Source organism: Candidatus Zixiibacteriota bacterium (assembly GCA_035574315.1).
Taxonomy (GTDB): domain Bacteria; phylum Desulfobacterota; class Binatia; order UBA9968; family UBA9968; genus DATLYW01.
In genome coordinates, this window is record DATLYW010000053.1 from 71,941 (window position 1) to 84,108 (window position 12,168).

The window sequence follows — 12,168 nt, forward strand, 5'->3', positions numbered from 1 at the left end:
GTCCATGTTGGCATCCGGCCGTTTGCGCGTTTTTGCCCTGCTTTTGGTTTCGGCGAGCCAACTTGCGATCGGGCCCCAAAAACGGCTTTACCGTCTCGCGCTCGTCATCGACGAGCGCCCTGTCCGCGTCCAGCCGCAGGAACAGGGACTGCGCGACGGGCTGGAGGAACTGGGCTACACGCGAGGCCAGAATCTCGCGATCGACTGGATTCACGGGCCGGAGCCGGAGCGCCTGCGTTCCGCGGTTTCGGCCTATCTGGCCGGGCACAGGGCCGATTTGCTGGTGACGATGGGAACCCTCGAGACGAAGGCCGCGTTGAGCAGCACGTCGACCGTTCCGATCCTTTTTGTGCCGGCCGCCAATCCGGTTCTGTCGGGTCTGGTCAAGTCCCTGGCCTCGCCGGGAGCCAACGCGACCGGACTTGCGTTTTTCACCGGGCCCGAAAACGTCGTCAAGCAGATCGAAGTCTTCAAGCACGTGGCGCCCGACATGCGTCGGACCCTGGCCCTTTCCGACGTGCGGGACCCGGCATCGGCCCGGATCGTGGACAGGATCAGGCTCATGGTGCCGAGACTGGGGGTCGAGCTCGTCCATCGTCCGATCGAAGCGATGGCGAGCGCCGTCGCGGCGGTCGATGCGCTGCCCCGGCGGGAGCACGGCTGGAGCGTTTTTACGATCTGCTCCGGGTTGTTCAAGGATCTGAGGGCGCTCGCAGCAGCGGCCCTCAAACAGCGGCGGCCGTTCTTCGGCTGCAATGCGTTCCAGGTCGCGGAACAGGACGTGTTCCTCAGCTACGCGCCCGACCTCTATTCCATCGGCTACCGGGCGGCGTGGTTCGCCGACCAGATTTTCAGGGGAACGAAGCCCGGGAGCCTGTCGGTCGAGAGGCCCGCGAGGTTCGACCTGTCGGTCAATCGCAGGATCGCCTCCGCGATCGGCCTGAAGATCGCGCCGGAAGTCCTGATGCTGGCCGACAGGGTATTCGATTGATGACGAGGTCGACGACAACCCTGCGCCGGGCCCAGGCGCTTTTGCGGCTGGCGTTTTCTACCGCGAGACCGAGGCGCCGCCGGGGAAGGCTGGTTCGCCAGTATTTCCTGATTTTCGTCGCGCTGACGGCCGGCGGATTGATCGCAAGCGGACTGCTCGAAATCTACTTCCGTTACCACGAGAGCCGAGAAGAGATCGGGCTCAGGCAGGCCCAGGTAGCCGGACGGGTGGCGGCCGATATCGCCGCTTACTTCCTTCAGATCGAGAAGGAGATGAAAATCGCCAGCACGAATCGGGCGATCGCGAACCGCCGTTTTTCCGCGGAATACAAATTTGAGCTGATGAAGCTTTTGTCGGTGACCCCCGCCATTACCGACCTCGTGGCGATCGACGAAAGGGGGGAAGCGCGAATCCGTGTGTCGCGCTTCCACGTGGTCCCTCCGGAGGCAGAGGCCGACTACTCCAAAGCCTCCGGGTTCCTTCAGGCACGGCAAGGAGTCACGTTCTTCAGCCCCGTCTTCTTTGCCGACGACAGCGATCCGTACATCACCGTCGCGGTGGCCGTCGAGCGTTTTCCGGGCAGCGTGATCGGGGTGCTCGAAGCGACCGTGAGCCTCCGGTATGTCGGCGAGCTCATTCGCGACCTCAAGGTCGGGAAGACCGGCTCGGCCTACGTGGTCAGCCGCTCGGGCGACATCGTCGCCCATTCCGAGAGCGGCGTGGTCCCGCAGCGCCGCCGGGCCGGCTCGCTCGAGCAGGTCAAGCGGGCGCTGCAGCCCGCGCCGTTCATTCTGCAGCCGCAAACGCTCGTCTCCCGCGACATCGACGGCCGGCGCGTGCTGAGCGCGTACGCTTACCTGCCGGGCCTGGACTGGGCGGTGATCGTCGAGCGACCTCTGGCGGAAGCCTACGTTCCCCTGTACGCCTCGGTGGCGCGGACCTCGACGCTGTTGTTCTTCGGACTGGGGATCGCGTTGCTCGCCAGCGTCGTCGTGGCGCGACGGGTCGTTCGTCCGCTGGAGGCGCTGCGCCGCGGAGTGGAAACGATCGGCCGCGGGAACCTGGACCATCGCCTGGAGATCAAGACCGGGGATGAGATCGAGATACTGGCGGAAGCCTTCAACCGGATGGTCGGCGACCTCAAGAAATCCTACCAGCGCCTCGAAGATCAGGTCGCACAGCGGACTCGGGAGCTCTCGGCGTTGTTCGATATCACCGCGACCGCGACTCGATCTCTGGACGTCGAGCCCGTGCTCGGAGAGGTGACGGCCAAGATCAAGGAGATTTTCGGATTGGACGCGACGACGATCTATCTCTTCAGCGGCGAGCGCGAGACGTTGTCGCTCAAGGCGAGGTTCGGAGACACGCTGGAGTTCCCGAGCGAGCTGCGGGTCGGGCAAGGTCTTCTGGGGAAGGTCGTCGAGTCGGGCGAGCCTCTGATCTTCGAAGACATCCAGCGGGAGCCGCGTTATGACCGGCTGAGCCGCACGCGCAGGAGCAAGGAGGCCGGATACCGGTTCCTGGCGCTCTTTCCGGTCCGGGCGAAAGGGGGGGTGGTCGGCGCCATCTCGTCGCACGCGCGCGGACCGCGAAGCTTCACGCCCGGAGAGGTCCGGTTGATCGTCGCGATGGCGGACCAGATCGGCGTGGCGATCGAAAACCTCACCCTCTTCGAAGAGGTGAAAGCCAAGACGGAGGCCCACGAGCAGGCCAACCGCGAGCTGGTCGACGCCCTGGCGCGGCAAACGGCGGTGGCGGAAGTGTTGCGCGTCATGGCGGCCTCGCCGCTCAACAGCCAGGCGCTGCTCGACTCGATCACCGCCCATGTGGTGAGGCTTGCCCGGGCGACAGGCGGCGTGATCCGGCTTCTCGAGGAGCAGGGATTGGTGTTCGTGTCCCACTGTCGGGAGGAGGGCTCGCGGCTGGAAGAGCTGCAGAAGCTGCCCCCGCGGCCGGACGAGGACAGCGCGACCACCCGGGCTATCCGCGAGGGGCGGCCGGTGCAGATCGTCGACATCGCCAACGTCGGTCCGGATTTTCGCGGGCCGGTGCCGCAGACGCCGGCCCGCACCGTCATGGCCGCCCCCATGTTCCGCGAGGGAGCGCCTGTCGGCGCCATCGTCGTCTATCGCGACGTGGTCGAGCCGTTCAGCGAAAGCGAGATCGAGCTGGCCGCTACGTTTGCGGACGAGGCCGCCGTGGCCCTCGAGAACGTTCGCCTGTTTCGCGAGCTCCAGGCGCGCACGGCCGAGCTGGCGCGCTCGAACCGCGAGCTGCAGGCGACGAACCGGCGGCTCCAGGAGCTGGATCAGCTGCGATCGCGTTTCGTCTCCAGCGTCTCGCACGAGCTCAGGACGCCGCTGACCGCGATCCAGGGGATGGCGGAAAACATGCTGGACGGGATCGTCGGTCCGCTGAATCGCCAGCAGCTGCGCTACGCTGGGGACATCAAGGACAGCGCCGAACGGCTCGCCAGGCTGATCGACGACCTCCTGGATCTTTCGGTCATCGAGGTCGGACGGATCGAGCTTCGCCGGGCGCGATTCCCGATCGGGGACCTGATCGCCGAGGTCGCCGCCGCCCTGACGCCCCTGGCGAACGAGAAGAGGGTTCGTCTCTCGGTCGCTCCGGCCGCGCACGGGCTCCGCGGATGGGCAGATCGCGACAAGATCGTTCAGGTGCTCACCAACCTGATCGGGAATGCGCTGAAGTTCACTCCGCCCGAGGGGCGGGTGACCGTAGGAGCGCGGCGAGCGGAAGACGGCTGGGTGGAGCTGTCCGTGTCCGACACCGGGCCCGGGATTCCTCCGCAAGAGATCGAGAAGATTTTTCTCGAATTCTACAAGATCGACCGCAACGGCTCCCGCGGCGTGGGCCTCGGCCTCGCGATCTCCAAAAAACTGGTCGAGCTCCACGGCGGGAGAATCTGGGTACAGAGCCGGGAGGAAAGCGGCAGCACGTTCTTTTTCACGCTCCCCGCCGCCGGGAACACCGAATGAGGGGGATGCCATGGATTCCTCTGGCGAGACCATCCTGGTCGTCGACGACGACCCTTACATCGCGACGGTCCTGAAGGACCGGCTGGAGTCGCTCGGTTATCGGGTGGCGGTGGAAACCGAAGGGGTGCGGGCGCTCGCCGCGGTCGAGCGGCGCGAGCCGCACCTGATGCTGCTGGATGTCGAGATGCCCGGGATGAACGGGCTCGATATTCTGAGGGAGCTCCGGCGCAGAGGGCGCGATTTTCCCGTCGTGATGATCACCGCGTACGGCACCGTCGACCGGGCCGTCCAGGCGATGAAGGAAGGGGCGTACGATTTCGTTTCCAAGCCTTTCAAGCCGGGCCACCTCGCGCTCGTGGTGCAAAAGGCGATCGAGGAGCAGCAGCTGCGACGCGAGGTGCAGGTGCTCTCCGAGGAGATCGACCGGCGCTACCGTTTGGTCATGGGCAAGAGCCCGAGAATGGCCAGGGCGGTCGACGCCGCTAAAAAGGCCGCGGACAGCAAAAGCACGATCCTCCTCCTGGGCGAAAGCGGTACGGGGAAAGAGCTCTTCGCGCGCGCGATTCACGGCTGGAGCGACCGGCGGGGCAAGCCTTTCGTCGCCATCAACTGCGTCGGGCTGTCCAGGGAGCTGCTCGAAAGCGAGCTTTTCGGTCACGAGCGCGGCGCCTTCACCGGCGCTTATCAGCTGAAGCGGGGCAAAATCGAGCTGGCCCACGGCGGCACGGTTTTCCTGGACGAGATCGGGGACGTCTCTCAGGAGCTGCAAACGAAGCTGCTGCGGTTCCTGCAGGAGCGCGAGTTCGAGCGCGTCGGCGGGAACGACACCATTCGCGTGGACGTCCGCATCATCGCCGCCACCAACCGGGACCTCGAGGCGGCGGTAAAGCAAGGGGCCTTCCGTCAGGATCTCTATTATCGCATCAACGTCGTCCCGATTTTCCTGCCGCCGCTCCGGGAAAGAAAAGAAGACATCCTGCCCCTTGCCCAGTATTTCGTGGAACGCTTCTCCAAAGAGGCGAAGAAAAATATCGCCGAAATCGCCCCGGCGGCCGCGGAAAGGCTGCTCGGCTACGACTGGCCCGGTAACGTGCGCGAGCTGGCGAACGTGATCGAGCGGGCGGTAGTGTTGGGGCAGGGGCGCAAAATACAACCGCAGGACCTCAGTCCCGGTTTTGCCTCGACCGCCCGATCGAACCATTCCGAAGCGCAATCCTATCACGAGGCGGTCAACGGCTATCGACGGGACGTGATCGTCCAGGCCCTGGCGCGCACGCAAGGAAATCGCGCCGCCGCCGCGCGGCTGCTCGGACTGGAACGAAGCTATTTGCTGAAGCTGATGAAGTCCTTCGAGATCCGGTGACAGATCCTGTCGGTCTACCCTGGAAGATGCGCTCAGGCTGCGGGGACGCCGGGGACGGTGCCTCGACGAGGCCCGGGGACGACCTCGGCAAGGCTTTTTGAGCTCCCGTTCGACAGAGCCGAAGAGGGATCACGCGGGAATCTCGCCTGAGCGGCTGTGTTGCATCCAACACGGCCTGTGTCGCATGAACGCGACGCTCTCGCGGGGGAGCAATCGAAAATGGCCATGATTTCGTGCACCTGGGCTCCGGTTGCCGGCTGGCGGTCCCCTGGCATGGCTCGTGCTCTTCAGGACGGCGGGAGTAGGCATGCCGAGGCAAATCCTGGTGCCCCTGAAACCGTCCGACCGCATCGAACAGTTTCTGCCCTATCTCGAAAAGCTCGCCCAGCCGGGGATGCGTGTCGTCTTCCTCGTTCATTACGGTCTGGCCGGCCTGTCGGATTTCACGGAGCAGCTCCTGCCGGGCCTGCCCTTAGAGCCCTCAGCAGGCGGCAGAGCCACGAGCCACGATCGGCCAGAAGATGCCGCAGCCATCGTCGTTTTGTGCGATGAGCTGCGAAGAAGGGGGATTGAGATCGGGATGAGCGTTTATTCCGGGGGCACGCGAAGGGTCCTGAAAGACTACATCCGAAGCGGCGATGTCGACCTCATCATGATGAGCGAAGGACCAAAGGGTTGGATGGCGAGAAGCTTGCAGCAAATCCGTTCCCTTCTCGTTTCAGGCAAACGACGACCTCATGCGCCGGTCTTGATTTCGATCCCGGCTGCCGCGACGGGCGAAAGGGCCGAGTCGGGACCGAAACCGGACACGGGACCTCCGTCGCGCTGAGTCTCGACGCTTTTTCGGACTTTCTCATACGCTATCGTATCCGAATGTTCACGAAGCCCGCGTTCCGCGGGCGTGCGGACCCCGCCCATAGGGCCTTGATGCGTGGGTTTTCTTTTCAGCCGACGCGCTGTTCGAGCTGGCACGGAGCCTGCAGCGGTGCAGGACAGGGGAAGGAGGGTCCGTTATGGCGAGCCGAATCGTGGTGCCGTTGAGAAGCTCCGATTCCATCGAGCAGTTTCTTCCATACCTCGAAAAGCTCGCTCAACCGGGGATGAAGCTCCTGTTCGTGGTCCGCTCCAGCCGGAATGGAATCGACGGTCTCATGGATCAGCTTTCGGTTTTTCCCTCGGCCGTCCGGCCGGTGGTTTCGTCGGGAATGCCCCGGGCGAGTTCCATCCGAGACCAGATTCGTTCGGCGGAGGGGTGGATTCTGCCGCGCTGCGAGGCGTTGCTGAAGGCCGGGGTCGAGATCGAGGTGGCTGTGCACGGAGGCGCTCCCAGCAGGGTGGTCCGCGACTTCGCCCGGCGGCCGGATGTGCATCTGATCGTCGTGGGCCGAAGGCGCGGCGATCTCCGGGCGCGGCTCGAGCGGGCGCTGCGGCTTCTTTTTCGCGCAGTCGAGCCGCGGAGGCGGCCGCCGATGCTGGTTTTTTCGGCGAGCCGGACTGCCGGTCCCGCAGGTTGAGCCGTGCCCGGCGCCCTTGACAGTCGCCGTGAGGCTGGAGTATGAGGGGAAGAAGTATCTGGCCGGCCGATTCCGATCGGGCGTCGTCCGCGATCCGACTTCTCGAGAGCCTGGGTCCAATGGCTGGCTGTTTTGGGTTCTCAGGAAGATTGCGGCGATAAGCAGGAATCGTCCATGCCGGCGCGCCCCATCCCCTTCGCCCGTAACTCCTCTCATTGCTTGCATATTCAAGACATCCTGGCCTGTGTCCTGCGTGATCTGAAGGAAATTCCCGTTGCCGGTGCCAGGGTATTGTGGGTCTCGTGCCGGCTCAATCGGACCGGGCAGACGGACAGCCCGGTGTTCTGCGGTTGGGTCGAAGACGTCGAGGCGACCGCCATCAGGCTTGCCAAAGGTCAACCGTACGCGCCGCTCGAGCTCCGTTTCGGCGACACCCACCCCTCCCGGCTCTTCTCGGATTGCCTGAAAGTGTCGCCGGGCGATTGGGTCCGGCGGGATTGGTCCAAACCGCCGCAGGCGGACCCGACGAGCCAGAGAATCGGCGAGAGCTTTTACGGCGAAACGCATCGCAGGTCGGTTCCGATCCTGATCGACCGCGTCTACGCCGGGACGCTGAACGCCGCGTTCCTGGGCGATCCCTCCGCGAAGGACGACGAGATTAAAGCGAGGCTGGTTTCCTGGAGCCAGAAACCCGCTTCGGAGCTCGTTCGGTACGTTCGGACGAACCTGGCCTACTCCGGGCCTCCACACCCTCCCTGAAATCCGGGATTCGTTTCTCGCGCACGGGGACGTGGACAAGAACTCTAGGCCCGCTGATCACGCGCCCGCCACCGAGGGCTCCGGCGCGAACGCGAAACTGCTTGCGAGCGGCCGGGACCTGGCGGCGCTGCTCGCCGTCACCGAAGTTGCTACGCAGTCGCTCGAGATCGAGAAGATCCTCAACGATACCCTCGACAAGTCGCTCGAGATCCTCGGGTTCGATCTGGGCTTCATACGCATCCTGGACGAGGAAAAGACCGGAATGGTCGTCCGCGCGGCGCGCGGCCTGCGCTCGCCGGAGTTTCTCGCGGGGGTCACGCCCGTCCAATCGGACCGGCGCAACGTCTCGCGCATCGTCTTCGAGACCAAAGAGCCGTATGTCTGCTCGGATATCCGCAAGAACCCGATCTACAAAAACCGCACGCTCGAACGAGAAGGCGTGATCTCGACCGCGGCCGCCCCGGTCATGTCCAAAACCAGGGTCCTCGGGCTCATCGTGGTCGGGAGCCGGAGATATCATCGCTTCGCCCGCCGCGAGATCCGCCTCCTCAATGCTTTCGGGTCGCAGCTCGGCGTGGCGTTGGAGAACGCTCAGCTCTACCTCGAGATCGCCAAAGGCAAAGCATACGTCGAGAACCTCGTGGAAAACGCGGCGGATCTCATCGTCGGTACGGACCTCGACGACCGGATTCAAACCTGGAACCGCGGCGCCGAGGTGCTGGCCGGTTACTGCAAGAGCGAGATCATCGGGCAGAACATCTCCGTTCTGTTCGCGCCGGAAGAGCGCCGCCGGCTGGAAGAGATCCGCGTCAAGGTGCTGCTCACGGGGCCGCTGCGGGATCTGGAGCTCAGGGCCACGAGAAAGAACGGCGAGTTGCTCTATCTCTCGGTTTCGGTCTCTCCCATCCGGGACGAAAACGGGCGCATTCTCGGCCTGCTGAGCGTGGGCAAAGACATCAGCGAAAAAAAGAAGGTCGAGCGGAGGCTGAAGGAAGTCGACCGCTTGAAATCGGATTTCGTCTCGAATGTCTCCCACGAGCTGCGCACGCCGTTAACCGCGATCAAGGCGTCCGTGGACAACATGCTCGACGGCCTTACCGGACCGCTCACCGAGAAGCAAACGCGCTATCTGTCCCGCATCAAGAGCAACGCCGATCGGCTCGGGCGGCTCATCGCCGACCTCTTGGACCTTTCCAGGATCGAGGCGGGGAAAGTCGCCCTGCACCCGGCGTCGTTGAACGCCGGCCAGCTGACGGCCGAAGCCGCCGAGACGCTGCGCCCAGCGGCCGCCGAGAAACTGATCGAGCTGGAAGTGACGCTGCCGGAGGAGCCGGTGTTCGTCTGGGCCGATCGGGACAAGACGATCCAGGTGCTGATCAATTTGCTGGGAAACGCGATCAAGTTCACCCCGCCTCGCGGCCTCATCAGAGCCGGCGTGGAGGACGATGGATCGGGGTGGATCAAGCTATGGGTCGAAGACACGGGACCGGGGATTCCGGAAGAGCAAAGCGTCAGGATCTTCGACAAGTTTTACCAGGCGGAGCAGTCGAACAGACCAAAGACCGCGGGAACCGGGCTGGGGCTTTCGATCTCGAAATCCCTGGTCGAAATGCACGGCGGAAGGATCTGGGTGGAACGGAGCGCTCGAGGCGGCAGCCGCTTTTGCTTTACGCTGCCTGCCCGCGCGCCCCTGGGCGTTTAGAGCAAGGAGGAGGCCATGGCGTTGAGGGTGCTCGTGGCCGATGACGAGAGCGATATCCTGGAGGTCATTCAAGACCGTCTCGAGGCCTATGGCTTCGCCGTGGCCACGGCCGCGAACGGGATCGAGGCTCTGAGGAAGATCATGACCGAGAGGTTCGACGGCGTGTTCCTCGACGTCAAGATGCCCGGGATGAGCGGCATCGAGGTGCTGGAAGAGGTTCGCAAGCACGACAACCGTCTGCCCATCATCATCATAACGTCGTCGATGTCGCGCGAGGCGGCGATCGGCGCGGTCGCCAAGGGAGCGAACGAGTACGTCCTGAAACCGTTCGACTGGGAAGAGCTCAAGTCGAAAATCGAGAAAGTCATGAACGTCTCCTTGTAGCGCACATGGAAGCCCCGGGCGATGTCATTCTGGTCGTCGACGACGACGCCGACACCTGCGAGGCGCTTCGTGACCGCCTCGAGTCCCTGGGTTATCGGGTGCTGACAGCGGCCGGCGGGCGTGAATGCCTCGAACTGCTCGATCGGCACGAGCCGCGGCTGGTGCTTCTGGACGTGATGCTGCCCGACATGAACGGGCTTGAAGTCCTGCGGGAAATCCGCCGGCGGGAAAGCGAAGCGGCGGTCATCATGATCACCGCGTACGCCACGATCGAGCGCGCGGTGCAGGCGATGAAGGAGGGAGCCTTTGACTTTGTCCCCAAACCGTTCGAGCCCGACCATATCGCGCTGATCGTGGCGAAGGCCCTGGAGCGGGAAACGCTCAAGCGGGGCGTCGCCGTGCTCGCGGAGGAGCTGGACGAGCGCCATCGGATGGTGGTCGGCCGAAGCCCGGAGATGGGAAGGGCGGTCGCGCTCGCGCGCCGGGCGGCCCCGAGCAAGTCGACGATCCTGCTGCTGGGGGAGAGCGGCACGGGTAAAGAGGTTTTCGCCCGCGCGATCCACCGCTGGAGCGAACGAGCGGGCGGGCCGTTCGTCGCGATCAACTGCGCAGGGCTTTCGCGCGAGCTTCTCGAAAGCGAGCTGTTCGGCCACGAGAAAGGAGCATTTACCGGCGCGCTGCACCTGAAGCGCGGAAGAATCGAGCTGGCTCACGGCGGGACCGTGTTTCTCGACGAAGTGGGCGACGTCGCGCCCGAGATTCAGGCGAAGCTGCTCCGCTTTCTCCAGGAAAGGGAATTCGAGAGGGTGGGAGGAACCAGGCCCATCGGCGTCGACGTCCGCATCATCGCGGCGACCAATCGCGACCTCGAGAGCGCCGTTCGCCAAGGGCGCTTTCGCGAGGATCTCTTCTATCGCCTGAGCGTGGTCGTCATCAAGCTCCCGCCGCTGCGCGCGCGCAAAGCGGATATCCCCGAGCTCGCGGATTACTTTCTCGGACGCTTTGCCGCCGATATGAAAAAGCCGTTCACCCGCATCGCGCCCGAAGTGCTCGCCAAATTCCAGGCTTACGACTGGCCGGGAAACGTGCGCGAGCTCGCCAACATCATCGAGCGGGCCATGGTGCTGGGGCAGGGGCCCGAGCTGGCCATCCCGGACCTTCCCCCCAACTTCCTGGCCATGGTTCCGCCGATCGGCCAGAGCCGGTTCTCCTACCGTACGGCGGTGGACGAATACCGGCGGGAGCTGATTTCGCGGATCCTCGCCCAGACCGAGGGCAATCGCGCGGCAGCCGCGCGGATATTGGGTCTGCAGCGCACCTACCTCTCGCGCCTGATCAAGAGCCTGCGGGTGAGCTAGAGCGCTCGGGCAGCGGGCGCCGGACCGCGCTCACCCCGATGCCGTCGAGAGCTCGCCGTAGCTCGCCAGAGTGAGCGGCCGCCTTCCGGCCTCCAGCTCGTGGATCATGGCGAGAACCTTGCGGCAGAGCGGTGTCGGAACGCCGAGACGCTCGCCTTCGCGAACCACGTGGGCGAGCGTGAAGTCGACCTCGGTCACCATCCCCTGCTGGATCTGGCGCAGCGGGCCCTTGCGGTCGTAGGATTTGAAGCCTTTCGCCATGTCGTCGAGCGCCGCGAGGCGCGCCGGCAGCGCCCGTGCGGGATGGAAATCGGCGGGGTCGTATTCCGCCAGCGGAACGAACCTCACGCCGCCCGCGGCCCCGACGGCGACCACTTCGCCCAGGAAGTCCACGAGCGCGCGGCGGTTCGAATCCTCCTCGCAGATCGTTTTCAGGGAAGCGTCGGCAAGCGATCCGAAGTAGCCGAGGCAGGTGTAGGTCAGCTTGCTCCACAGCACGCCGAGGATGTTGTCGGTGGTCTCGCTCGGGATCACCGGGTTCAGCAAGGCGACCAGCGATTCCAGCCGTGGGGTGGTCCGGCCGTGGAGGTGGCCGAGATAGAGGTGGCCGCGGATCGCTGTCTGGACCCGGCCGGGGGCGACCTTGCGGCAACCCATCCGGATCGCCACGCCGACGGCGCGGTCCGGCCCGACCTCGGCCGCGAGCAGCGGAGGGTTGATGCCGTTCTGCAGCGAGACCAGGAGGCCGCCGGCGGCCAGGTGGGGCAGGGCGGTGGCCAGCGCGTCGGCCGTGTAGTTGGACCTTACGGCGAGAAAGACGGTATCGAAGCTTCCTTGGAGCTCGCCGGGAAAGCCGATGCGCACGTTCACCCGGAACGCTCCGTCCGGTACGTCGACGTGAAGTCCGTTCGCGCGGATCGCGGCCACGTGCTCGCGATCGACGTCCACGAAGTAGATGTCGTGTCCGGCGCGGGCGAGCCGTCCGCCGATGATCCCGCCGATGGGTCCCGTTCCTATCATCAGCATGCGCATCGCGACCCGCCTCCTGATCCGCTTTCTCCGCACGCCATATCACAGAGCAGCGGGAGAAGGAAAGCG

At 64.8% G+C, this 12,168-nt stretch carries 10 protein-coding genes; 9 read left to right on the plus strand and 1 reads right to left on the minus strand.

The features are described from left to right. Window positions 1-4: 4 nt before the first annotated feature. The 9 genes from VNN77_19785 to VNN77_19825 all read left to right on the plus strand — a co-directional run bounded on the left by VNN77_19785 (window position 5) and on the right by VNN77_19825 (window position 11,070). A complete protein-coding gene (locus VNN77_19785) occupies window positions 5-991 on the plus strand; it encodes an ABC transporter substrate-binding protein (protein HXG53649.1) in 987 nt (328 codons plus the stop codon). Next, window positions 991-3,990 carry a GAF domain-containing protein gene (locus VNN77_19790; protein ID HXG53650.1) on the plus strand — a complete coding sequence of 1,000 codons (3,000 nt, stop codon included), beginning with the start codon at window positions 991-993 and terminating at the stop codon, window positions 3,988-3,990. Before VNN77_19785 ends, VNN77_19790 begins: the two co-directional genes overlap by 1 nt. Window positions 3,991-4,000: 10 nt before the next feature. Further along, entirely contained in the window at window positions 4,001-5,353 is a 1,353-nt protein-coding gene (locus VNN77_19795) for a sigma-54 dependent transcriptional regulator (protein HXG53651.1), read from the plus strand. Window positions 5,354-5,660: 307 nt separating this feature from the next. After that, window positions 5,661-6,182: a hypothetical protein gene (locus tag VNN77_19800; GenBank protein ID HXG53652.1), complete on the plus strand. Its 522-nt coding sequence runs from the start codon at window positions 5,661-5,663 to the stop codon at window positions 6,180-6,182. A gap of 184 nt (window positions 6,183-6,366) precedes the next feature. Further along, on the plus strand, window positions 6,367-6,867 hold the full coding sequence (locus VNN77_19805; GenBank protein ID HXG53653.1) for a universal stress protein: 501 nt from the start codon (window positions 6,367-6,369) through the stop codon (window positions 6,865-6,867). A 174-nt stretch (window positions 6,868-7,041) separates the two neighbouring features. Continuing rightward, the gene (locus tag VNN77_19810; GenBank protein ID HXG53654.1) at window positions 7,042-7,626 is read left to right on the plus strand and encodes a hypothetical protein; all 585 of its coding nucleotides are present in this window, start codon (window positions 7,042-7,044) and stop codon (window positions 7,624-7,626) included. A 31-nt stretch (window positions 7,627-7,657) separates the two neighbouring features. After that, window positions 7,658-9,328 (plus strand): ATP-binding protein, encoded by a 1,671-nt coding sequence (locus VNN77_19815; GenBank protein HXG53655.1) that lies wholly within the window; start codon window positions 7,658-7,660, stop codon window positions 9,326-9,328. Window positions 9,329-9,343: 15 nt separating this feature from the next. Continuing rightward, on the plus strand, window positions 9,344-9,712 hold the full coding sequence (locus VNN77_19820) for a response regulator (protein HXG53656.1): 369 nt from the start codon (window positions 9,344-9,346) through the stop codon (window positions 9,710-9,712). A gap of 5 nt (window positions 9,713-9,717) precedes the next feature. Then, a complete protein-coding gene (locus VNN77_19825; protein HXG53657.1) occupies window positions 9,718-11,070 on the plus strand; it encodes a sigma-54 dependent transcriptional regulator in 1,353 nt (450 codons plus the stop codon). Between the two features lie 30 nt (window positions 11,071-11,100). Here the strand turns inward: VNN77_19825 and VNN77_19830 are convergent, their stop codons facing one another. After that, the gene (locus tag VNN77_19830; protein ID HXG53658.1) at window positions 11,101-12,102 is read right to left on the minus strand and encodes a 2-dehydropantoate 2-reductase N-terminal domain-containing protein; all 1,002 of its coding nucleotides are present in this window, start codon (window positions 12,100-12,102) and stop codon (window positions 11,101-11,103) included. Window positions 12,103-12,168: the final 66 nt, after the last annotated feature.

What these genes read in the sequence shown, in the direction of transcription:
- VNN77_19795 (HXG53651.1), top strand. Translation starts at nt 4,001, where the DNA reads ATGGATTCCTCTGGCGAGACCATCCTGGTCGTCGACGACGACCCTTAC.
- VNN77_19805 (HXG53653.1), top strand. Translation starts at nt 6,367, where the DNA reads ATGGCGAGCCGAATCGTGGTGCCGTTGAGAAGCTCCGATTCCATCGAG.
- VNN77_19800 (HXG53652.1), top strand. Translation starts at nt 5,661, where the DNA reads ATGCCGAGGCAAATCCTGGTGCCCCTGAAACCGTCCGACCGCATCGAA.
- VNN77_19825 (HXG53657.1), top strand. Translation starts at nt 9,718, where the DNA reads ATGGAAGCCCCGGGCGATGTCATTCTGGTCGTCGACGACGACGCCGAC.
- VNN77_19830 (HXG53658.1), bottom strand. Translation starts at nt 12,102, where the DNA reads ATGCGCATGCTGATGATAGGAACGGGACCCATCGGCGGGATCATCGGC.
- VNN77_19810 (HXG53654.1), top strand. Translation starts at nt 7,042, where the DNA reads ATGCCGGCGCGCCCCATCCCCTTCGCCCGTAACTCCTCTCATTGCTTG.
- VNN77_19820 (HXG53656.1), top strand. Translation starts at nt 9,344, where the DNA reads ATGGCGTTGAGGGTGCTCGTGGCCGATGACGAGAGCGATATCCTGGAG.
- VNN77_19790 (HXG53650.1), top strand. Translation starts at nt 991, where the DNA reads ATGACGAGGTCGACGACAACCCTGCGCCGGGCCCAGGCGCTTTTGCGG.
- VNN77_19785 (HXG53649.1), top strand. Translation starts at nt 5, where the DNA reads ATGTTGGCATCCGGCCGTTTGCGCGTTTTTGCCCTGCTTTTGGTTTCG.